The organism is Paenibacillus pedocola, from assembly GCF_031599675.1.
GTDB classification, from domain to species: domain Bacteria; phylum Bacillota; class Bacilli; order Paenibacillales; family Paenibacillaceae; genus Paenibacillus_AQ; species Paenibacillus_AQ pedocola.
Genome location: NZ_CP134223.1, coordinates 2,757,768 through 2,779,499 on the forward strand (window position 1 = coordinate 2,757,768; position 21,732 = coordinate 2,779,499).

26 protein-coding genes and 1 tRNA gene are annotated in these 21,732 nt (G+C 48.9%); 16 read left to right on the forward strand and 11 right to left on the reverse strand.

The features are described from left to right. Positions 1 to 12 precede the first annotated feature (12 nt). Entirely contained in the window at positions 13 to 1,965 is a 1,953-nt protein-coding gene (locus QU597_RS11810; RefSeq protein WP_310832814.1) for a glycoside hydrolase family 127 protein, read from the forward strand. 211 nt (positions 1,966 to 2,176) lie between these two features. On the opposite strand, the gene QU597_RS11815 is transcribed toward QU597_RS11810, so the two are convergent. Beyond that, positions 2,177 to 4,612, reverse strand: coding sequence for a glycoside hydrolase family 94 protein (locus QU597_RS11815; protein ID WP_310832815.1), 2,436 nt, complete (start codon positions 4,610 to 4,612; stop codon positions 2,177 to 2,179). 84 nt (positions 4,613 to 4,696) lie between these two features. Further along, on the reverse strand, positions 4,697 to 5,761 hold the full coding sequence (locus QU597_RS11820; protein WP_310832816.1) for a LacI family DNA-binding transcriptional regulator: 1,065 nt from the start codon (positions 5,759 to 5,761) through the stop codon (positions 4,697 to 4,699). 472 nt (positions 5,762 to 6,233) lie between these two features. Between QU597_RS11820 and QU597_RS11825 the strand changes: the two genes are divergently transcribed. After that, on the forward strand, positions 6,234 to 6,362 hold the full coding sequence (locus QU597_RS11825) for a hypothetical protein (RefSeq protein ID WP_310832817.1): 129 nt from the start codon (positions 6,234 to 6,236) through the stop codon (positions 6,360 to 6,362). A gap of 103 nt (positions 6,363 to 6,465) precedes the next feature. Then, complete coding sequence (locus tag QU597_RS11830; RefSeq protein WP_310832818.1) at positions 6,466 to 6,933, forward strand: VOC family protein; 468 nt, start codon at positions 6,466 to 6,468, stop codon at positions 6,931 to 6,933. Here QU597_RS11830 and QU597_RS11835 read toward each other — a convergent pair. Then, entirely contained in the window at positions 6,923 to 7,336 is a 414-nt protein-coding gene (locus tag QU597_RS11835) for an NUDIX hydrolase (protein ID WP_310832819.1), read from the reverse strand. The two genes, QU597_RS11830 and QU597_RS11835, sit on opposite strands and share 11 nt — an antisense overlap. A gap of 168 nt (positions 7,337 to 7,504) precedes the next feature. On the opposite strand from QU597_RS11835, the gene pxpB reads away from it, so the two are divergent. The 3 genes from pxpB to QU597_RS11850 are packed head-to-tail and all read left to right on the forward strand — an operon-like array spanning position 7,505 to position 10,125. Next, positions 7,505 to 8,290, forward strand: coding sequence for a 5-oxoprolinase subunit PxpB (gene pxpB, locus QU597_RS11840; RefSeq protein WP_310832820.1), 786 nt, complete (start codon positions 7,505 to 7,507; stop codon positions 8,288 to 8,290). Beyond that, entirely contained in the window at positions 8,287 to 9,294 is a 1,008-nt protein-coding gene (locus tag QU597_RS11845) for a 5-oxoprolinase subunit C family protein (protein WP_310832821.1), read from the forward strand. Before pxpB ends, QU597_RS11845 begins: the two co-directional genes overlap by 4 nt. Positions 9,295 to 9,345: 51 nt before the next feature. After that, the gene (locus tag QU597_RS11850; RefSeq protein WP_310832822.1) at positions 9,346 to 10,125 is read left to right on the forward strand and encodes a LamB/YcsF family protein; all 780 of its coding nucleotides are present in this window, start codon (positions 9,346 to 9,348) and stop codon (positions 10,123 to 10,125) included. A gap of 106 nt (positions 10,126 to 10,231) precedes the next feature. Here QU597_RS11850 and QU597_RS11855 read toward each other — a convergent pair whose 3' ends face one another. Together QU597_RS11855 and QU597_RS11860 are read right to left on the reverse strand one after the other, a co-directional pair. Continuing rightward, entirely contained in the window at positions 10,232 to 11,515 is a 1,284-nt protein-coding gene (locus tag QU597_RS11855; RefSeq protein WP_310832823.1) for an ammonium transporter, read from the reverse strand. A 139-nt stretch (positions 11,516 to 11,654) separates the two neighbouring features. Further along, complete coding sequence (locus QU597_RS11860) at positions 11,655 to 12,002, reverse strand: P-II family nitrogen regulator (protein ID WP_054940182.1); 348 nt, start codon at positions 12,000 to 12,002, stop codon at positions 11,655 to 11,657. Positions 12,003 to 12,849: 847 nt separating this feature from the next. On the opposite strand from QU597_RS11860, the gene QU597_RS28770 reads away from it, so the two are divergent. Beyond that, positions 12,850 to 13,056: a DUF5131 family protein gene (locus QU597_RS28770; RefSeq protein ID WP_369698843.1), complete on the forward strand. Its 207-nt coding sequence runs from the start codon at positions 12,850 to 12,852 to the stop codon at positions 13,054 to 13,056. A 256-nt stretch (positions 13,057 to 13,312) separates the two neighbouring features. Here QU597_RS28770 and QU597_RS11865 read toward each other — a convergent pair whose 3' ends face one another. Then, positions 13,313 to 13,555, reverse strand: a complete 243-nt coding sequence (locus QU597_RS11865; protein ID WP_310833289.1) for a hypothetical protein — start codon at positions 13,553 to 13,555, stop codon at positions 13,313 to 13,315. 328 nt (positions 13,556 to 13,883) lie between these two features. On the opposite strand from QU597_RS11865, the gene QU597_RS11870 reads away from it, so the two are divergent. Then, positions 13,884 to 14,072: a hypothetical protein gene (locus tag QU597_RS11870; RefSeq protein WP_310832824.1), complete on the forward strand. Its 189-nt coding sequence runs from the start codon at positions 13,884 to 13,886 to the stop codon at positions 14,070 to 14,072. Between the two features lie 137 nt (positions 14,073 to 14,209). Here QU597_RS11870 and QU597_RS11875 read toward each other — a convergent pair. Further along, positions 14,210 to 14,281: transfer RNA gene (locus QU597_RS11875), tRNA-Val, on the reverse strand. A gap of 168 nt (positions 14,282 to 14,449) precedes the next feature. Here QU597_RS11875 and QU597_RS11880 point away from each other — a divergent pair. The 3 genes from QU597_RS11880 to QU597_RS11890 are packed head-to-tail and all read left to right on the forward strand — an operon-like array spanning position 14,450 to position 15,951. After that, entirely contained in the window at positions 14,450 to 14,983 is a 534-nt protein-coding gene (locus QU597_RS11880) for a cupin domain-containing protein (RefSeq protein ID WP_310832825.1), read from the forward strand. Beyond that, positions 14,980 to 15,411 carry an NUDIX hydrolase gene (locus QU597_RS11885; RefSeq protein ID WP_310832826.1) on the forward strand — a complete coding sequence of 144 codons (432 nt, stop codon included), beginning with the start codon at positions 14,980 to 14,982 and terminating at the stop codon, positions 15,409 to 15,411. Before QU597_RS11880 ends, QU597_RS11885 begins: the two co-directional genes overlap by 4 nt. A 57-nt stretch (positions 15,412 to 15,468) precedes the next feature. Next, positions 15,469 to 15,951, forward strand: coding sequence for an NUDIX hydrolase (locus QU597_RS11890; protein WP_310832827.1), 483 nt, complete (start codon positions 15,469 to 15,471; stop codon positions 15,949 to 15,951). On the opposite strand, the gene QU597_RS11895 is transcribed toward QU597_RS11890, so the two are convergent. Then, positions 15,923 to 16,228 (reverse strand): hypothetical protein, encoded by a 306-nt coding sequence (locus tag QU597_RS11895; RefSeq protein ID WP_310832828.1) that lies wholly within the window; start codon positions 16,226 to 16,228, stop codon positions 15,923 to 15,925. The two genes, QU597_RS11890 and QU597_RS11895, sit on opposite strands and share 29 nt — an antisense overlap. 52 nt (positions 16,229 to 16,280) lie before the next feature. Next, positions 16,281 to 16,763, reverse strand: a complete 483-nt coding sequence (locus QU597_RS11900) for a hypothetical protein (RefSeq protein WP_310832829.1) — start codon at positions 16,761 to 16,763, stop codon at positions 16,281 to 16,283. Between the two features lie 277 nt (positions 16,764 to 17,040). On the opposite strand from QU597_RS11900, the gene QU597_RS11905 reads away from it, so the two are divergent. From QU597_RS11905 to QU597_RS11915, 3 genes are all read left to right on the forward strand, one after another. Then, positions 17,041 to 17,256 (forward strand): hypothetical protein, encoded by a 216-nt coding sequence (locus QU597_RS11905; RefSeq protein WP_310832830.1) that lies wholly within the window; start codon positions 17,041 to 17,043, stop codon positions 17,254 to 17,256. A gap of 114 nt (positions 17,257 to 17,370) precedes the next feature. Then, the gene (locus QU597_RS11910) at positions 17,371 to 17,814 is read left to right on the forward strand and encodes a GNAT family N-acetyltransferase (protein WP_310832831.1); all 444 of its coding nucleotides are present in this window, start codon (positions 17,371 to 17,373) and stop codon (positions 17,812 to 17,814) included. 87 nt (positions 17,815 to 17,901) lie between these two features. Continuing rightward, positions 17,902 to 18,138: a DUF3892 domain-containing protein gene (locus tag QU597_RS11915; protein ID WP_236329060.1), complete on the forward strand. Its 237-nt coding sequence runs from the start codon at positions 17,902 to 17,904 to the stop codon at positions 18,136 to 18,138. A 77-nt stretch (positions 18,139 to 18,215) separates the two neighbouring features. Here the strand turns inward: QU597_RS11915 and QU597_RS11920 are convergent, their stop codons facing one another. Continuing rightward, positions 18,216 to 18,953 (reverse strand): MBL fold metallo-hydrolase, encoded by a 738-nt coding sequence (locus QU597_RS11920; RefSeq protein WP_310832832.1) that lies wholly within the window; start codon positions 18,951 to 18,953, stop codon positions 18,216 to 18,218. A 153-nt stretch (positions 18,954 to 19,106) separates the two neighbouring features. Here QU597_RS11920 and QU597_RS11925 point away from each other — a divergent pair, with 153 nt between their 5' ends. Together QU597_RS11925 and QU597_RS11930 are read left to right on the forward strand one after the other, a co-directional pair. After that, a complete protein-coding gene (locus tag QU597_RS11925) occupies positions 19,107 to 19,658 on the forward strand; it encodes a hypothetical protein (protein ID WP_054940195.1) in 552 nt (183 codons plus the stop codon). 91 nt (positions 19,659 to 19,749) lie between these two features. After that, positions 19,750 to 20,073: a DUF1292 domain-containing protein gene (locus QU597_RS11930; RefSeq protein ID WP_019911532.1), complete on the forward strand. Its 324-nt coding sequence runs from the start codon at positions 19,750 to 19,752 to the stop codon at positions 20,071 to 20,073. A gap of 120 nt (positions 20,074 to 20,193) precedes the next feature. On the opposite strand, the gene QU597_RS11935 is transcribed toward QU597_RS11930, so the two are convergent. Next, positions 20,194 to 21,669: an aminotransferase class I/II-fold pyridoxal phosphate-dependent enzyme gene (locus tag QU597_RS11935; RefSeq protein WP_310832833.1), complete on the reverse strand. Its 1,476-nt coding sequence runs from the start codon at positions 21,667 to 21,669 to the stop codon at positions 20,194 to 20,196. Between the last annotated feature and the right edge of the window lie 63 nt (positions 21,670 to 21,732).

Consider the following 21,732-nt stretch of genomic DNA (forward strand, 5'->3'; position numbering starts at 1 on the left):
GGGAAGAGGGAAATGAACAAAATTACTGAGATGAGGCTGACGCAGCCGGGGAATATAACAATCAAAGATGAGTTCTGGGGATGCTATATCCGGCTGGTACAGGATGTCGTGATCCCGTATCAATATGAGGCGCTGCATGACCGTGTGCCGGAAGCTGAACCAAGCCATGCGATCGCCAATTTTGAAATTGCCGCCGGGAGAAGGGCCGGAGAATTTAAAGGCTGGGTGTTCCAGGACAGCGACGTGGCCAAATGGCTGGAGGCAGTCGGATACTCCCTTAAGCTGAAGCCGGATCCTGAGCTGGAGCGCCAGGCGGATGAGGTCATCGATCTGATTGGCGAGGCGCAGCAGGAGGACGGTTATCTGAATACTTATTTTACGGTTAAGGAACCGGGGAAACGCTGGACCAACCTTCAGGACTGCCATGAGCTGTATTGTGCCGGTCATTTCATCGAGGCTGCAGTGGCGTATTATGAAGCTACCGGCAAAGATAAGCTGCTGAATATCATGCGCAGGGTAGTTGATCACATTGATACTGTCTTTGGCCCGGAAGAGGGGAAACTCAAGGGATATGACGGGCACCAGGAAATTGAACTAGCACTCGTGAAGCTGCACCGGCTTACGGGGGATGAGAAGTATCTGAAGCTTAGCAGCTTCTTCATCGATCGGCGCGGACAGGAGCCGAACTTTCTGCGCCAGGAGTGGGAAAGCCGGGGGCGAATCACCCACTGGAGCGGTAAAACTGACCAGATCGATCTTGCCTATCTTCAGGCGCATCTTCCAGTCCGTGAGCAGAGTGCAGCTGTAGGACATTCCGTCCGTGCCGTCTATATGTATACAGCAATGGCGGATCTGGCGCTGCTTAACGGAGACGGGGCGCTGCGCGACGCTTGTGTGCAGTTGTGGAATAATATGACGGAGAAGCAAATGTATATCTCAGGAGGCATCGGCTCTACGCATCATGGTGAGGCATTCACCTTTGATTACGATCTGCCTAACGATACGATCTATGCAGAGACCTGTGCTTCTATCGGATTGATCTTTTTTGCCCAGCGGATGCTGAGACTTGCTCCCGAGGCCCGGTATGCAGACGTGATGGAGCGGGCGCTCTACAACAATGTGCTCGGCTCCATGGCCCAGGACGGCAAACATTATTTCTACGTAAACCCGCTGGAGGTATGGCCGCAGGCCTGCAGCTGCAATCCCGGCAAACATCATGTGAAACCGGAACGCCAGGGCTGGTTCGGCTGTGCCTGCTGTCCGCCTAATGTAGCGCGACTCCTGACTTCTCTGAATCAGTATATCTACACAGTACATGGTGACACCCTCTATACGAACCTGTATATCGGCAGCGAATCGAACTTCACGCTTGGCGGGACCGAAGTGGCTATCACCCTGGAGAGCTGTTTCCCGTGGGAGGGTAAGGTTTCGATGAAGGTGAATCCGGAACAACCCGGGAATTTCGGCATCGCGCTGCGTATCCCATCCTGGAGTGATGGGGCAGAGATCAGGGTGAATGGAGACGCAGTGAAAGTCACCGAGAGCCTGGAACTGGGCTATGCAGTTATCCGCAGAGAATGGAAGGAAGATGATGTGATTGAGCTGACCCTTCCGATGGAAGCGCACCGTGTCTATGCCCATCCGAACCTGCGGGCTGATGCCGGGAAGACAGCCATTCAGCGCGGTCCGCTGGTTTATTGCCTTGAAGGCGTAGACAATGGCGAGCCGCTGAGCTCTATTGCCTTAAGTAAATCCGGAGAGTTCACGGAAACCTTTGTTGAGGGGCTACTTGGCGGTGCTGTAGTGGTCAAAACAGCGGGCTATCGTGTAGATGAACAGAGCTGGGACGGCGGACTATACAGCAGAACGAAGGCTGCTGAGCAGCCGGCAGAAGTTACGGCCATCCCCTATTATCTGTGGGGTAACCGAGGCAGCGGTGAGATGAAGGTGTGGATAACGGAGTAATGCCTGCCCGAACTACTGGTTCATGCAGAGCAAGCAAGGCAAATGTGGTCTCGTTACCATTGACTGACATTAACTTATATTTACAGCTTCTTTGGCTTACAGGGTCAGGCAGCACAACAGCAAAACAACCCGGTTGTACCGCCTCAGCGGATATCCGGGTTGTTTGTTGCGGAATTATTAGCTAAGGCGTTAGTTACGCCCGTAGAGCTGCTTAACCAAGGACTACAACCACTTGGTGAACAGCACCATCACCCACTGGAGCAATGATGTTACCTTCAACAGCTGCGCCGTCAAGTGTCAGGCTGGCAACACCCTTGGACACATGGTTCGGGTTCTGGATAGAAATGACGTAAGTGTCTCCACGGAATACGCGGGTGATTTCAAATCCGTCCCACTCAGCAGGGATACAAGGATCTACTTTCAGACCGGCGAAATCAGCCTGGATACCGAGAATGGACTGTGTAATGGCTACGTAGTTCCAAGCAGCTGTACCAGTCAGCCAGGAGTTCTTAGCTTCACCATGACGTACGGCATCTTTACCAGCGATCATTTGCGAATACACGTAAGGCTCCATACGGTGTACTTCACTGATGTCTTCCAGATAAGCCGGAGCGATTTTTTTATAGATTTCGAACGCTCTGTCACCATGGCCGAGCACGGTTTCAGCAATCATGATCCATGGGTTGTTGTGGCAGAAAATACCGGCATTTTCTTTGTAGCCCGGAGGGTACGTAGAAATTTCACCCAGGTTCAGATAGTACTTGGAGTAAGGAGGCTGCTGCAATACGATACCGTAATCCGTATCCAGACGTTCCTGAACGGAAGTTAGTGCTCTTGCAGCTTCACCATTTTCAACACCGATACCTGCCATTACGCACATACCCTGCGGCTCGATGAAGATTTGGCCTTCTTCATTTTCCTTGCTGCCGATCTTGTCGCCGTAGTGGTCATAAGCGCGCAGGAACCAGTCGCCGTCGAAGCCGTGGGAGAGCGTGATGGCACTCATGTTCTCGATCTTCGCAACCGCATCTGCAGCGACGTCATCCAGTCCGCGCATGCGGCAGATTTCTGCATAGTCCGGTCCGACGAAGACGAACAGACCTGCGATGAATACGGATTCCGCTACGCCGCCTGCAATGTTCTCAGTTGTCTGGAACGATTCGCCCGGCTCGGTGGAGAAGCAGTTCAGGTTCAGACAGTCATTCCAGTCTGCGCGTCCGATGAGCGGCAGGCCGTGTGGTCCGAGGTTGTTCGTTACATGCTCGAAGGAACGTTTCAAGTGCTCGAATAGAGTAGCGGTGTTATTAGGGTCGCTGTCGAACGGAACCTGCTCATCGAGAATCGAATAATCTCCGGTTTCCTTAATGTAGGCAGCTGTTCCCGAGATCAGCCAAAGCGGATCATCATTGAAGCCGGAACCGACTTCGTTATTGCCTTTTTTGGTGAGCGGCTGGTACTGGTGATACGCGCTGCCGTCAGGGAACTGGGTAGCAGCGATATCGAGAATACGTTCTCTGGCACGCTCAGGAATCTGGTGTACGAAACCGAGCAAGTCCTGGTTGGAATCGCGGAAGCCCATACCGCGGCCAATCCCGGATTCGAAGTAGGAAGCGGAACGGGACATGTTGAAGGTGACCATACATTGGTATGGATTCCAGATGTTAACCATGCGGTTCAGCTTGTCGTCGCCGCTCTGGATCTGGTATTTGGACAGCAGGTTATCCCAGTGTGCAGCCAGGACAGCCAGAGCCGCGTCAACTTGAGCATCTGTAGCGAACTGTTCGATAACAGCCAGAGCCGGTTTTTTGTTGATGACATTCAGGGATTCCCATTTCTCATCTTCCGGGTTCTCGATGTAGCCGAGTACGAAGATGAAGCTTTGCTCTTCGCCTGGTTCCAGCGTGATTTCCAGAGCGTGGGAGCCGATTGGCGACCAGCCGGAAGCTACGGAGTTGGTGGCTTCACCGGCAGCTACTGCCTGCGGAGCGTCCAGACCATTGTACATACCCACGAAGGATTCGCGGTCGGTATCAAAGCCGGCGATTTCTTTATTTACTGAATAGAAAGCGTAGTGGTTTCTGCGCTCACGGTATTCAGTTTTGTGATAGATAACGGAATCCTTTACTTCAACTTCACCAGTGCTCAGGTTACGCTGGAAGTTAGTCATATCATCATTAGCATTCCACAGACAGAATTCAGCAAAAGAGAACAGCTTCACTGTCTTTTTCGCGGAGCCCGTGTTCTTCACAACAAGGCGGTGTACTTCAGCATTATGGCCCATCGGTACAAAAGCCAGCTGATTTACAGAGATACCATTGCGTTCGCCGGTAATGGAAGTATAACCCAGACCGTGGCGGCATTCGTAGAAATCAAGATCACGTTTAACCGGCATCCAGCCCGGGGTCCAGAAATCACCGTCGTCATACAGATAATAGTAGCGTCCGCCTGTATCCAGCGGAATATTGTTATACCGGTAACGGGTAAGTCTTCTCATGCGGGCATCGCGGTAGAAGGTGTAACCACCGGCAGTATTAGAGATAAGGCCGAAAAATTGCTCGTTGCCGAGGTAGTTGATCCATGGGTAAGGTGTTTTAGGAGTGTTAATTACATACTCTTTACGAGTGTCGTCAAAAGTTCCGAATTTCATTAGAGGAAAGTCTCCTTTCAATTGTGAACGCGCGTTTACGGTGGTGAGAAAAAATTCCCTCGGGGCAAAGGGAGTTTCTCGGGTTTATTGATTAGATGACTTCGGCGGCTGGCACGAATCTCTTTCGACCAGCCGGGCCGGAAAACTGATGGTGCTGAAGGTCGGTTGCCGGGAATCACACAGCTCGATAACTTTCTCTACAGCAGCCTTGGACATTTCGTAAATCGGCAGCCGCACGGAGGTCAGCTTCGGATTGATGCGGGCAGCCAGCTGCACATCATCGAATCCGGCAATGGACATGTCTTCCGGTACGGAGATTCCATGTTCGGTGAACGCTTCCATTGCGGAGATAGCCATGTCGTCATTGGAAGAGAAGAAGGCGGTAGGCAGCGGACTGCCGGTAGCCAGCAGCTTCTTAACCTCTTCATAAGCCGTTTCCTTCAGAAAGTCACCCTGCAGGATAAACCGCTCATCCATAGCCAGCCCGTGTCGTTTCAGCGTATCCTCGTAGGCCATGTACCGTTCCCGTCCGGAGTAGGTGTTCATTCGTCCGCAGATCATGCCGATTTCTTCATGGCCAAGGCTGATCAGATACTCAATCGCTTCGACCGTACCCTCATAATCCTTGGAGTTGACGATGGCCAGATGATTGCGGTCCAGGTGCTCCGACATGATCTCCGAAATATCATAATCAATCAGCACAAGCGGGGAGCCCATGCTCACCATTTCCCGCACGATATCAATATCCTTCTGGGTGCCGACGATAATGCCGCCGTCAATCCGTTTCTGCAGGAAGGCCTGCTTCACCTTCAGGAAATCATCGGGGGAATATACAGTGTGGATCAGCACATAACAGCCGCGGGCATTCGCCGTGTCGACTACGGCATCGACGAAAGGCGCGAAGTAATTGTTCTGATAGATCCGGGTCGTATTCTCCTTCTCGTTCATGCTGATGGCGAAAAGGCCGATCGTATCGGTCTTCTTGCCGGCCAGCGCCCTTGCAAAGCTGTTGGGCTCGTACTGGTGCTGTTCAATGACCTTCAGTACCTTGGCACGAGTCTCTTCAGGGACGTTGGAATAATTGTTGATCACGCGGGATACCGTGCTTCGGGACACCCCTGCGAGCTTGGCTATATCTTCGCTGCGCATATTGCCCCCTTTTCCAAACATAAGGATTAATAAGGTATAGGTTATAATCATCCTTATATTTCTTGCTGAAACTGTGCCGTCCGCTTAAGAACGGAGTAGCTGTTTCTAATTGTAAACGCGCGTTTATGAGCCTATTGTAAATGAAAACCCTTCAGAAATCAATTGTCTGAATGAAGAATTTTGCCTTGCGGGCGGAGCGGATCCGGGTTACTTGTAGAGCAGCAGTTAAATTTACGGGGTGGAAGGAAGGGCAGGGAACGTTAGTTAAACCAATCGATGCGGAAACAAGAGAAGCAGCGCTGCAATTAAGCGGCCCGTTTATAGTATCCAGAGGCCGGGTACATCATTTAGGCGGATTGCCCGGATTTTGTGCGGTTGCGGACGGGAGTGTCGCGGCGGCGGTTTATTACTGCTGATAACTTCCAATGACAATACGCGGGCGATCCGCTTTTATCAGAAAAGAGGATTTGACATGGTCGCCGTGCACCGGGAGGCGATAACCGAAGCCAGAAAGCTGAAGCCAGCTATTCCGCTGCTCGGGTATGACGGGATCCCGGTGCAGCACGAGGTCGAATTTGAGTATAGGCTGACACTTGTTTGAGATATCGTACCAATAAAATCAAGGCTTGATACGAGAACGTTTGTTTGCTATCGTGTAAGTGAATATTTACACATTGTTTTGAGAAGAAGGGGGATGATCTGACATGCATCTTGGATGTACCTACTTGATTGTCAAAGACATGAAGCGTTCGATTGCATTCTACGAGGCATTGCTGAATATAAAAGCGGATTCCCGGAATATTGAACGATGGGCGCAATTCACCTGCGGCAATACGCTCGCGCTATGGAACCCGGAGTACGATAAGGAACTGATCCGGGATAACAGCGACGTGTCCGCACATTTTAACGAGGAATACCTGAAATATAAACGCGAAAATATCACCAAATACGGCAACAATGTGATATTAAATTTCAATGTCACGAATCTGAATGCAGAGTATGAACGGGTGAGATCGCTTGAGCTAGGCACAATGACGGAAATCTTTTTTATCAATATCCTATGTCCCTATTACTGCTTCATGCTGGAAGATCCAGACGGGAATTTGATCGAGATTACCGGCGATTACCGTTTACCAGGAAGTGCGCCATTCGGGATCCCGTTTAGTGATTAAATTCAACTAGAAAGGAATCCTTTTGATTCACGCAATGCACAATCTGCTCCCTGATGCTATTCCAATTTACCTTACTGAGTGCCTCATCCATATTAAAATATCCTAGTTCAAAACTTTCACTGGATGTTCTAAATTCACCACCAATGCCTCGGGCCAAAAATAAATTGCTGATGACGGCTTCCTTCACATTTTGGAAGATACCGCAAAATCTTATGATTTCGATATCAATACCTGTTTCTTCTTTTGTTTCGCGTATTACGGCAGAAGTTATAGATTCGCCTTCTTCAACACGTCCCCCCGGAATTTCCCAGCCTCTTTTTGGTCCGTTGAGAAGTAAAATTCCATTGTCTTCGTTAAGTACAACAGCCGCTGCGACTACAATGTGCTTCGGTGACTGATTCATTATCAAACCATTCCTTTCTATATATTACATTCATTCCACAAACACTTCTGACTATCCTGCCTTTCAGGGAACAGCTTCTGTTGATTCTTCACTGAACGTCTGGCTCGCGTAATGCAAGCGGAAATACAGTATAATAAGCATAACTATGAATGACAAGGGGGCACTGGAATGGCTGAGACAACGGACGACAGTGAGTTTATGCCCCAAGCCCCCGTCAATCACGGGGCTGCCCGAATTGTTCCGCTCGGCGACTCGGCAGCTATTGTAATTCTTGGAGACTCCATTAGTCCGCAAATTCACAACCGGGTCAGGGCGCTATGTCGTTATCTGGAGCACCATCCGTTTACAGGCATGACGGAGCTGGTGCCTTCATTTACTTCGATAGCTGTCTATTATGATGGACTGGGAGTCCTTAAAGCGTATCAGGAATATATCCGTCTAGGCGAGGAGTGTTATCCGTTCCTGGTTGTAGCCGCACTGCTTGAGAAGATACTAAGTCTTGTAGAAAGTGAGCTTCCTCTACAGCCTAGAACGGTCAGAATTCCCGTATATTACGGCGGCGAAGCAGGTCCGGATCTGGAGTTTGTAGCCCGGCAAAATGACCTGTCCCCGCAGGAAGTGATCGGGATCCATTCCTCTGCCGAATATCTCGTATATATGCTGGGCTTTGCCCCGGGGTTCCCCTACCTCGGTGGTCTGCCTTCTTCAATCTCCACACCACGCAGATTATCGCCGAGAGTGGCCATTCCTGCAGGCTCGGTGGGCATTGCAGGTGATCAGGCTGGTGTCTATCCGCTGGAAACGCCGGGCGGCTGGCAGCTGATCGGCAGAACACCAATCTCCCTATTCAAACCGGAGGCAGTACCGCCTACACTGCTTCAGGCAGGAGATATTGTCAGGTTCTATCCGATTACCCGGCGTGAGTTCATAGAATGGGGGGAGGATACGCCATGAGCCTGCTGATTATGAAGCCGGGCCTGTTAACTACCGTCCAAGACCTCGGAAGGTACGGTTATCAGCAGTATGGCGTTATTGCCGGAGGTGCGATGGACAGCTATGCCCTGCGCATGGCCAATCTGCTGGTCGGCAATGATGAACGGGAGGCGGGGCTGGAAATGACGGTAACCGGACCCGAAATCACCTTCGCAGAGCCGTCTTTGATTTCCATTTGCGGCGGGGGATTATCACCGATGCTGGGTGAGTACCCGCTGCCGCTCTGGCGGACGGTCTATGCACCCAAGGGAGCCCGACTGCACTTCGGTCGACTGTCCGACGGCTGCCGCGCCTACCTTGCGGTTGCAGGAGGCATAGCGGTTCCGGTTCAGCTGAACAGCCGCTCGACCTACCTGCGCGCCGGAATCGGCGGCCATCAGGGCAGAACGTTGCGTTCTGGGGATGTATTGCCTATAGGAACTCCAACTCTCAGGGGGAACCTCTGGACCGAGATGCTGACCAGGGAACAGGGACCGGAGAGCTTGTCTGTGAGCCGCTGGTTTCCAGCCTATAGCCTGATCCCTTCATATCCGGAAACCCCTGTACTGCGAGTCATCGCGGGGGAAGAATTCCTCGCATTCAGTGAGGAGAGCCGCGAGCGGTTTCTCTCAGAGCTCTTTACGATCCTCCCTCAATCAGACCGGATGGGCTATCGGCTGTCTGGCAGCAGTCTGAGTCTGGTACGGGAGCAGAGCCTGATCTCGTCGGCAGTGACCTTTGGTACGGTTCAAGTCCCAGCCGGTGGCAATCCCATTATTCTGATGGCGGACCGGCAGACGACCGGCGGTTATCCGAAGCTGGCTCAGGTGATTACGGCCGATTTGCCGCTGCTGGCTCAAGCTAAGATCGGCAGCGCCGTCCGGTTCCGGCTGATCACGCTGCAGGAAGCGCAGAAGCAGCTACTGCAGCAGGAATTGGAACTGCGCCGGCTGCGCTTAGTCCTGGAACACTACCACAATGGTTAGATGCAGAAAGCGGATTATTTTAATTGTTAATACATACAGGAGGTTAAGCTGATGAAGGCTGTTGATTTAAACTGCGATCTAGGCGAAAGTTTCGGGGCTTACCGCTTGGGACGTGATGAGGAGATCCTGCCACTGATTACCTCAGCCAATATCGCCTGCGGATTTCATGCCGGTGATCCCGGGACCATGTCACGTACCGTTAAGCTGGCGCTAGAGCATCACGTGGCTGTAGGCGCTCACCCCGGCCTGCAGGATCTGACCGGCTTCGGACGCAGGGAGATAAAGCTCTCCCCCCGGGAAGCCTATGAAATAACCGTCTATCAGGTGGGTGCACTATGGGGGTTTGTGCGGGCGGAAGGTGCGGTTCTTCAGCATGTTAAGCCACATGGCGCGCTTTATAATATGGCCGCTGTTTCCGCAGGACTGGCGGAGGCGATTGCAGAGGCCGTGTACCGAATCGATCCGGAGCTTATTCTAGTCGGCCTGGCTGGGAGCGAACTGATCCGGGCGGCCAAGAATACCGGGCTTCGCAGTGCCAGTGAGGTATTCGCCGACCGAACTTACCAGCGTGACGGATCATTAACGCCCAGAAGCGAGGCGGGCGCACTGATCACGGATAAACAACAGTCGTTGCAGCAGGTCCTGAAGATGGTAACAGAAGGTAAGGTGCGCTCCATTGGGGGAGAGAATATGCATATCGCCGCGGAGACAATCTGCCTGCATGGCGACTCTTCCCACGCCGTAGAATTTGCATCGTCCATCCGCTGCTTATTGGAGACAGAGGGAGTGTCGGTACGGAGCCTGAGCCATACAACTAAGCGCTTATCTTGAACAATATGCACACTATCACCCGTATAACAAAAGAAACCTCGCTTTAGAAATGGCAGGCTGTACTCCATTTTCTAAAGTGAGGTTTCTTAATTGTACTTGCGGTCTTCTAATCCTCTGAACCGGTTCTAAGGAGCAAAGCTTCATCCAGACCAGGCTGATCGCTGAACCGTTCCAGCTCGTTATATGCAGGGATACCATGCATAGCCATGTCCAAACCTTCTTCTTCCTCAGAGGCATTGACCCGCAGACCAACGGTTTTCTGAATCAGCTTGGCCGCAGCGTAGCTCATTACAAATCCCCATACCATGACTACGGCCACACCTAGCAGCTGAACACCCAGCTGGTGAAACTGTCCTGTGGTGAATAAGCCTTCCTGTTTATCAAAAAGCCCCACAGCTAACGTACCGAATGCTCCGTTAATTCCGTGTACCGCAACCGCTCCGACTGGGTCATCCACCTGCAGCTTATCGATGGCAAGCGTTCCCCAAATCACCAGGATACCGGCAATCAGACCAATAAGAATGGCCGAGTAGGGAGTTACAAACGCGCAGCCTGCTGTAATCGCAACGAGACCGGCCAGTGCACCGTTCATAGTCATACTCGGATCCGCTTTACCAAAACGGAACATCGTGTAAACCATAGCGGAAGTCCCTCCTGCAGCAGCAGCCAGCATAGTATTTAAGGCAATAACGGAAAGGTTAAGATCCGCAGCATTCAAGGTGCTTCCGGCATTAAAGCCAAACCAGCCAAACCAGAGGATAAAAGTACCTGCTGATGCCAGTGGAATATTACTCGGTGCAAACACGTTCACACTGCCATCGGTGTTGAATCTTCCACGGCGAGGGCCCAGAACTTTGGCGAAGGCCAGCGCAGCAGCTCCCCCGAGGGCATGTATAGCGGCTGACCCGGCGAAATCCTTCATTCCGAGACTAGCCAGCCAGCCGTCCGGGTTCCAGACCCAGTGTCCGGAGACCGGATATAATATCGCTGCCACAAAAAAGGCGATGAGGATATAAGCTTTAAAGGACATCCGCTCAGCTACCGCGCCGGAGATAATCGAGATGGCTGCGATGGCGAAGCCGATCTGAAATAATACGTAAGCTGATAATGGGAGATTTAAATCTATAGGCAGAGACTGGGAAGCTCCCCAAAAATTAAAGCTAATGATTCCGGCAAAATCTTTTCCGAACATAATTCCAAAGCCAATCAGGAAAAATGCCAGAACTCCGACTGTAAGATCTACAAAAATCTTCATGGTGACATTCACCGCGTTCTTCGTCCGCACAAAACCTGCTTCGAGCAGGCTAAAGCCGCCCTCCATAAACAAAACCATAGCAGCAGCAAGCACTACCCAAACCGTATTTAATGCCATATCCGTTCCGGCGTTCATGATGTTACCCTCCCTGTCACTTTTACAACATAGTAATGATATAAGGAGAGTGTAGAGAATGTCAACTTCAAATGTTATGTTAGCTTACATAGAATCCGGTTAAAAACGTCTGCTCATTTGCACTTTATGACATATTGGGCTATTTTAACTCGTCGATCGTATCATCGGTTTCGCCGGTTCGGATGTTGTACATTTCAAGGAGGGGCAGCACGAAAATTTTACCGTCTCCCATTTCTCCGGTCTGGGCGGTAGCAATAATGGTCTTAATCGTTTCTTCGACTTTATGGTCGGAGACGACGATTTCCAGCTTTATTTTATGGTGCAAATTAACGGTATACGATTTCCCTCTGTACACTCCGGTTGTGTTTTTTTGCTGGCCGCGCCCCTGGGCCTGGGTAACAGTGAATCCCGTGACTTGAATCGTACGGAGTGCATCGATGACTTCTCTTAGTTTCTCGGGGCGAATAATCGCTTCAACTTTTTTCATATATATCCTCCAGAATCAGTGTATCTGCTATGTGAATTGTACCACAACATTTGCACTCATAGGTATTTCAAAAAATATGACTTTAGCAATGAGAAGCGTTAAAAAGTTTTTTGGTAGCGCTGTATTTTGTAGCAGAGAGTTGACGGTGATTATCACCATTACCTGATTCTACTAACCGATCAGGTCCTTAAATCGCCTAATTGAAGTGCCAATTCCGGCTTCATTATATGTACACAATTCCGAAGAGGTCTCTAGTTCCTGTTTCAGATTGCAGATTGTAAGGAATATGGGCTGCGATAGTGTGGACGGTACGGGATACAGCATGTTTCCGGACACGAACTTTCCGGGTGCACTCAAATACATGCGGCACGATCAAGTAGCAATAGTTTTCGAAGAATCAATATGTGGGCATAGCCCCTAAAAGGGGAGAGAAACGATGCATCCGGAATGCAATTATTGTGACAACGTATTTCTGCCAAGTAATTATGACGGCGACCTGGTCTACAGCAGCTACGGAGCTAAGTAGGAGGATGCTCGAATCTTGGTTGAAGATGAACAATACGTTGATGAGGACTGAGGGAGGGTTAAACATCCCCCCTTATAAATCCTACTTTTTCTTACGTTTGTTCAGGAACCCTATCCAACAACTAGTAGCTGCGAGGAACGCAAGAATAACTGGCACCAATTGATTATTAGACAAGCTAATACACCCCCAGTATTCCAAATGCTAGCATTAAATAATTTTGGATTATGTACTTTATATCACCGAAGGAGATAAACAATATGAGCGGCAAAACGGGTAATGAATGGGCAAACGCGGCTACCTTCCGGTTCCTAAGCTGTACCGTTGCTGGGGGTAGTAATCTATCATGGCATATGTAAGACGTCAAATGATCAGTACGGCGGCCAGTTAACCGGGTCAACTACCAGCATAGATTGGCTCATCGTCGGCGGAGAAAGCGGCCATAAAGCCCAACCTATGCATCCATGGTGGGTGCAGGAGCTTTGGGACAAGTGTCAGGCTGCCGGCGTCCCTTTCTTCTTCAAACAGTGAGGGGAGTGGAAAGAGACCCAAGCTCTACGATGCAACGAGCCGGCGATTTAAAGGCAAGCAGGTAGCTGGCAGGGAACTGGACGGCAGAACATGGAATGAATCTCGGGGATGGTTACAGTATTGACGTAGTAGACGCAAACTGTGCAGTAAGGTGGGGCGTAGGTACCGAAATTTCTAACGAGGGTAGCTCACAATGAATGTCGTTGTTTTGTTGAACTAACGTTACCCGTTCCATGAACGCTAAGTATATTGCTATTTAATTAATAATATCGTGTTGTTGACCCTCTTTTGGGTCTTTTATAACAACCCATTGGTCCTGTATAACTTTGTACTTTTCAATGCAGTAGTCAAAAGCTTCATCAAACGTTTCAAACCATAAATCGGCAAATCCACTCTTATCTTCTTGTGTATCATACAAAAAAACATAAACTCCATTTTCATTATCGTAAATCATAAGCTTTCTAACATCATTAACATGTTCTTTAAGAAGGGCATACATTCGCACTTCGTTACCCCCAATTCATTTTTGCACCATTTTACCATTAAACAAATCAGCTCGGTAGCTAAATGAGTTTTTTTGCCAAGAGTCATAGTGACTGTTGAATAGTACGACGATACCAGGGAGTAGGAGTATCCCTCCTCTCCCAAAGGTTCAATAAATTACTTCTTCTTTTTGAAGAAACCAAACAAAAACAAGAGAATTAAAATAACGATTATAAATTTCATCGGTATCACCTCATTTTTTGGGATTATAGCATGATCTGCACGATTGATATAGGGGGTAGAGGATGTAAAAGCCTTCCTCTCCCGCAGGGAGGATATAAGCAATGGGTGAATCGAACAGGGCCATTAATAAATCAACATCAGATTATCCTTCAGCTCTCACGGCACAGAAGTTGAAGAAGTACTGGGCATCGGAAAACGTCAAACATATTAAATTTTGGACTATTTCATGTGGTACGGGTTTTGCAAAAATGATAAGAATATCTAAAGAACTCTTCCTGTTGGAAGGATAAAAAAGCTGGTGCCGAAGATGGCACCAGCTTTTACTTTAGTCTAGTACGGGGTACCATATCGGCACCAATACCATTTGTGATTTGATATGAGGAGGAGGAAAAGAAAAAAAGCCTTGGTATACAAGGCTTTTTGCGTATAGGACGGATGGGGTTCGAACCCATGACCCCTACCCTGTCAAGATAGTGCTCTCCCGCTGAGCTACCGTCCTGCAACGAAATTTATAATACCACAGGATGTCAGGTGAGCGCAATATTTTTTTCAGGGATAAGGTTAATCGTGGTTTTTAGGTATTGTGAATGAAATTGAAAATTATGGTAAAGTAAACGGATATCATGGTATCTTAAGTGGGACGAATTAATAAAGGGAGTGAGCGGAAATGGCGACGATTTTTAATGAACACAATATTTCTTTTACACAAAAACAGTCTCCGGTACCGGAGTTTGCCTGGCATACCAGTGAAAGGCTGGCGAATATGGTCGGTTCGAAACATTTGATCTTTGATATCCGGTCACTCGATCCGGGAAAGTATTCTTACCCTTATCATTTTCATAGAAATGCGGAAGAGATCTTTGTGATTATGGAAGGAAAGGCAATGCTCAGAACGCCAAAAGGAATTGAGGAGCTGGGCACAGGCGATGTTGTGTTTTTTGAAACAGGTCCGGAAGGAGCACATCAGCTGTTTAATCATACAGAGGCGCCATGCAAGTACTTGGATCTGCGGACGAATAACGGATTAGATGTGGCGGAGTATCCTGATTCCGGAAAAATCAATATTTTGCCGTACGAAGAGCTGTATCAATCCGAAGACCGGGTGGATTATTACAAAGGCGAAGACAAGACCCGGGAGAAGTGGGAGCAGCTATCCGGAAGTTCTTCCAGCTATTCTGACAAAGGGGATAACAGCCAGTGAAAGTAACGATGCATGAGACAGATGTAGATGAAGCTGTATTAAAGTATGTGGTTATTGTTGCGAGACAGGGTGAGCAGTGGGTAATGGCAAAGCATCGGGAACGGTCGACATGGGAGTTTGCCGGCGGACATATTGAGCCGAATGAATCCCCGGATGAAGCTGCGGCCAGAGAGCTGTTCGAGGAGACTGGAGCGGAGGAATACACCTTATATCCAATTTGCATTTACTCGGTTGTCAGTGAAGGAGTCCCCGAGAGCTTCGGCAAACTCTATCTGGCAGCCGTTCATAAGTTCGGACAACTCCCGCAATATGAAATGGGGGAAATTAAGAGCTTTGCGGAAATACCTGAAGAAGTAACGTACCCGATGATCTACCCTTCGCTTATGGCCAAGGTGAAAGATTTCATGAGGCAGGATGAGCAGGTCTAACTAGCTGTATAAGGCAAGGCTTAATGAATAATTAATTATTGATTTGGAGGTGCCGTCATGGCAATGCCCGTTCATATTGTAGCGGTCGGGGGAATTGTTGAAAATGAGCAAGGTGAGATTCTTTTAGTCAAAACCTTTCATGGAGGCTGGGTGTTTCCCGGCGGGCAGGTGGAATCGGGGGAGAATCTGCTGGATGCGCTGGTAAGGGAAATCCGGGAAGAGAGCGGAATCGAGACGGAAGTCTCCCATTTAATTGGCGTCTATTCCAATACAGGAATGTACAAATGGCATGATGGTGTAACAGATGTGCCTACCAAAGTGATGCTAGATTATGTATGCAGACCGGTGGGTGGTACATTAGCGGTTTCTGAGGAGACGTCGGAGAGCTGCTGGACCGCAAAAGAGAACGTGCTGAATATGATCACGAGCGCTGCGATCCGGACGCGTTATCAGGCTTATCTGGATTTTAAGGGTCAAGTAGCTTACATGGCCTATGAGACCAGACCTGAATTTACAGTGAGTGTGACGAGACATATTTAGATTTTATCCAATCGAGAATAAGCCCTGCAGCCAAAAAAGTTGCAAAGTGAAAGAGGTAGGCGGGAAACCTTAGCGCAATCAGCGCACTGCTGCCGGACCATTTGATGCTGTGTACACTGGTCATCCAGCTGCTGAAGGGCTCAGTGAGCACAAGCGAATCAACCAGCGGATTGCCCCGGACCAGCAGGATATTTGCAAAGCCGCTTCCTAAGTAGTCGCTGTAACAAAGAGCAATGCTGAGGATAGACAGCCAGAAAGTGTATTTTCGTATTAACAAAAGAACCCACCCCACTTCATGACAGTTGAATACAAAAAATTAACTTTGCTCGTCAGTATTGCTGCTGAATGAACTCGTAATCATAATAAAATTGTTCCACAGCTTGCGCTCCCAAATCGTTGTAGATGATCAGTGCTTTATCTGGCAAGTTCCAGGAATACCCTTGAAAATTGGCATCGTTTCTAGAAGTGCCTTCACCATAAATATTGGAGTATTGTTGTGTCAGCTTGTCAGCGAGCAAAGTTCTGGCATTATCATCTTCTATATAATAGATATAGCCGGCTATGCTTAATCTGGAATTGCTCTTTTGCGGGAATAAATAATAAACATATGCGCTGTCAGATTCCGGTGACAGGTAAGGGTACTGCAAAATCTTCACTGCACCATCGGCCAGAGTTTCAAACGGCAGTTGCTCACTATCCCTGACCTCAGCAATGCTCATACCTACGTATGCACTGCGAAACAAAGGCTCTTGTTTGGGAGAAGAAGAGGCAGTCAGACACAGGAGGGTGAATAGAATAAGGGATTTTCTCATAGGGTTACCTCTGAATAAGTTGGATGTTGCGGGACAATAAAGCTGATTATCATTAAATACCCGGCACATTAATATTAATCCTGTCCTCCAGCATATGGCAATCAGGAATAACCGCATTCTCAGTGAAATCCGGTTATTCATTTTAACCAGAAGCGCTCTTTCTTCTACTATGTGCTCATTTGATCCTCCCAAAGAGCTTCTGCCGAGGAAGGTTGTTTAATAATCCCCGCAATCGTCAAAGCTGGAAACAGCAGATGATGATAGGAGGAAAAAGCAAATGCGCAAATTCAAGTTACCGGTAACCGTTCTCTGTCTGGCGCTGCTCCTGGGATTAACCGGTTGTATGGCAGCTTATCAGGCTCCAGATGCTGTGGAAATACACCAAATGACGGACATGGGCGGCAAGCAGAGTAGTTTATATGGTCCGCTGTCACCCGTAATGCAGGATGTCTATGACCGTTCCATCTCCACAGAAGTCTACTCGGCTGAATAAGCCCTGCTGCCCCCGCCGTGGCAGGAGCAAATGTACTTCCCTATACAGGTAATCAAAAATTCAGTATAATAGATCAACTATTGTTTAGACATAGAGAGGGGACAAAGGGAGAACATGGCGGCGGAAATTGTACATGTGACTACAGATGAACTGCTTCAGATGGGACTGGATATCCGCAAAAAGGTATTTGTTGACGAGCAGAAGGTACCGGCGGAAGAAGAAATTGATGAATACGATGTGATCAGCGATCAGGCGCATCATATGCTGATTATCGATAACGGCCTGCCGGTAGCCACCGGACGCCTGATTTATTATAAAACGGGAACTGCCAAGATGCAGCGGATTGCTGTGCATAAGGATTACCGGAGCAAGGGATACGGACGTGTTCTGCTGATGGCACTGGAGGAGCGGGCCCGGGAGCTGGGTCTTGAGTTCTCCGTGCTCGATGCACAGTGCCACGCAGAGGACTTTTACAGTAAGCAGGGCTATGAGGTTATCTCTACGGAGCCGTTTTATGATGCCGGTATTTTACATGTAAGAATGCAGAAGAAGCTGTAACGGGCACAGGTACATATTTTGTCGGTGCTGAGGGCAGGATAGGGGTGAGCCGTATGGCTAATCCAAGCGTGAAGGAATGAATCCCAAGTGATGAACAATGAACGCGAGCGGTTTATAGCCGCCCAAAGAAATGGTGACGGTGACCTGATGAAGTTTCAGACTTCCTCAGGACGGGTGCTGGATTACCAGCAGGCACTTCAGGAGGTTCAGGCCGGCAGTATAGCGGGAGTGAACGTGTTCAAAGGAAGAGACGGGGAGATGTATATCCGCGGTGATGCAGACGGTGATCCAAGCAATAATCTGGATCAGCTGCCGCAGTTTTAAGTACGGCTGGACAAACGCTATTAAAGCGTACTTGTCCGGCCTTTTTTTTCGTGTATTTCCAAAAAGTTTAGCAGATATTACATCGCATAGATTACATGCTGCTCCAGAAAGGTCATCTCAGCAGTTTTTCCCTCGAACTCAGGCTTATGATCGCTATAATGCATCAGTCGGATCACCTTACGGACGTCTTCGGGCAGAGACAATAATTCACTAAGCGTTGTATGAACATCGCCGGGACCTTTAAGCTGGCAATCGTGGAAGATTTGGCGGATCCCCTGCTTACGGACCAGCTTCAGGAGCAGTTCAGGTTGAAAGATCATATCGGCACTATAAAAGATATCTCCGCCCAGCAGCAGAGAGTAGCTGTCTTTGCCGCGGATATGGGGTGTGCGGAGCAGCTCCAGTGTGAATTCGGTGGAGAGCTTATAAGGAGAGCCAGGTTTCAGCAGCCTGACCTCAAACGCGTCTTTTAGAGAACTTGGGTTCTGTGCTGGTGCGGGGCTGTTCTTTTGAAAACTCTCCCACAGCGGTTCAGCTAATGTATCGGCTACCAGCAAGATCATCTTTCTGCCGAATTTAGTTTTCATAAGCCTGGAAAGCTTAGGAAGACCACCGACATGATCATCATGGATATGGGTGATGAGGACGGCGTTTACATCCGCGAAGGATCTGCCCAGCTTCTCCATTGCCAGCAGAGCTGTCGTTCCACAGTCGATCAGAAGTGTGTAATCCCTGCTCAGAAGCAGCCCGTTATTATTATAGTAGTTTTTGGCAAAAGCATCGCCTGTACCAAGCATTTGCAGATTTATGGACATCGTATCGTTCCTCCAATATTCAGTGCTGAGGCCTTAATTTAAATATAGTATCATTTTAAGCTTTGTATTGAAATTTTCGCCTTCATCCTGCGCAACTTGTGGCAATCTTAGTAGTATATATTAACAGCATGAATTATTTGGAGGGTCTCTATTATGAGATGGAAAAAAATTGCTCTGTGCGTGGTTGTATTTTCCCTGATGGGAGGATCATTATTGTTCGCGGACGCTGTAAATCAAAAGCTTAGGGTATGGAGCAATGGAAAGGAAATGGCCGACGGAGGCTATTTGATTGACGGAAAAGCCTATATACCGGCTAGAGAAGCCGGAGGTGTCGTCAGCTGGGACGGTTCGGGCAAAGTAACGATCCTTAAGCCAAATGTGCAAATCGTGCTGTTTAATGGCGATAAGGTTTTTGGCAATGTAAATGTGGGCAAGCTCAAAATCAAGGTGTTGACCCAAGTGGACAGTCTTACCGACGATATTGCTGCAGTGAAGGTCGCCATTACCGATCCTTCCGGCAATGTGAAGGACATTCAGTCCCAGGAGCTTGGCGGTTCGAAGAAGGAGGATTTCTGGTTCCCGACTTCGGAGTTCACTTATGATTTCAAGGATGCCGGCAAATACCGGGTGGGCTTCTATATCAAGGCGTCCAAGGGCTCTGATTACGTACTTGTGTCGGAGAAGGTAATCACTGCGCTGGATTAAGTATTTTGGGCGGCCTCCAAATTGACCTGAACTTATCATACGTGTTACGATACCAAATGTAGGATAATTCAATTTAAAGTGAGGTATTTCAATGAGCGATCACAAACATGAGCATGGCCATGAACATGGTGAAGCATGCGGTTGCGGACATGATCACGACCATGAGCACGAGGAGTTTGTGCTGACCTTGACGAACGAGCAGGGCGAAGATGTAGAAATGGTGCTGGTGGAAACGTTCGACGTAGGCGAGAAATTGTACGCACTGCTGCTGGAACGTGAAAACCCTGAAGCGGACGGCATCATTCTGCGTATGGAAGAAGAAGATGAAGAAATGGTTCTTTACAACATTGAAGATGAAGCTGAATGGAAAGCTGTTGAAGAAGCTTACAATGAGCTGCTTGCCCAGCAAGAATAGATTTCAGTGTAGCTGAGAGGCTGCGGACCGGACAGGCAGCGGCGCTCTAATGCACAAAACCCGATACTGATCCAGTATCGGGTTTTTGTATGGAAACATTTAATTGGGAGAAGCGGCCGATCAGGAGATCGGCTCGGCTTCTACAATCACTTTAACGAAGTTGATGCTGCGGTCTTCAGGCCCTTTGACCGGCAGACCGATTTCTACATGGTCGATGATATAGTCGATGTTATCCTGGGTAATAACTTCACCGGGGAGCAAAATAGGAATCCCCGGCGGATAGACGTAGATAAACTCCGCTATGATATAGCCTGCAGACTCGCGGAACGGAACCACCTGAGTGTCTGCATAGAAGGCGTCCCGTGGGATTAGGGCAAGCTGCGGAATTTCCGGCACTTGCACCTTTAGCTCATAGATTTCACCCTTGCTGTAGTGGATCGCTGAGAGCACCCGCAGTGCGGAAATCAATTTATCTACGGATTCCTGGGTATCACCAGGGGTAATCAGGCAAAGAATGTTATACATGTCGCTCAGTTCAACTTCAATGTTGTACTTCTGGCGGAGCCAGTTCTCAGTCTCGTAACCGGTAATGCCAAGATGACGCACATGAATGTTGAGTTTCGTCGGATCCAGATTAAAGGTGGCTTCTGTACCGAGAATTTCTTTACCAAAACTGTACAAGCCGTCAATGTTATTAATCGCCTCACGTGCGTAATTGGACAAAGCAATCGTCCGTGAAGCCATTTCGTGGCCGTTCAGTGCCAGATTGCGTCTGGAGGTATCCAGGGACGCCAGTAAAATATATGAAGTGGACGTTGTTGTGAGCATGCTGATGATCGTCTGTACCCGCTGCGGGTTGACCAGGCCGGTTTTTGCATTCAGATTCAAAACCGAGCTTTGCGTCATGGAGCCGCCCAGCTTGTGTACACTGGTTGCTGCCATATCCGCTCCGGCCTGCATGGCCGATACCGGCAGATCCTCATGAAAATGAATCAATACTCCATGTGCCTCATCCACCAGTACGGGAACCCCGTAGCTGTGGGCAAGATCCACAATCGAACGCAGGTCGGCGACAACGCCAAAATACGTCGGATTGATTACTAGAACTCCTTTGGCGTCCGGATGACGCTTTAATGCCCGTTCCAGCGAGCTGGTGGTAATGCCGTGGTCTATCCCAAGATTCTCATCCTGTACAGGTGAGACAAAAACAGGCTTGGCTCCGGAGAAAATTATCGCCGACATCACTGATTTGTGAATGTTGCGGGGGACAATTATTTTGTCTCCTTCCGAGCAGACAGAGAGGATCATAGTCATGATGGCATTGCTCGTGCCTTGTACGCTAAAATACGTATAGTCGGCGCCAAAGGCCTGCGCAGCCAGCTTCTGAGCTTCCAGTATCACGCCGGTAGGCTGATGGAGGTCATCGAGCGGTGCGATGTTGATCAAATCTATGGATAGCGCGTTATCGCCGATAAACTCACGGAATTCGGCATCGGTTCCTAGCCCCTTCTTATGCCCGGGAATATGAAATTGAACAGGGTTTCCGGCGGCATGCTTTTTAAGAGCGGTGAAGAGGGGAGTTTCGTGTTGATTCATTTAATGCTGTCACAACCTTTCGTCAAGATTTATTTTTTTACGACAAGCATCAGTATAACAAAT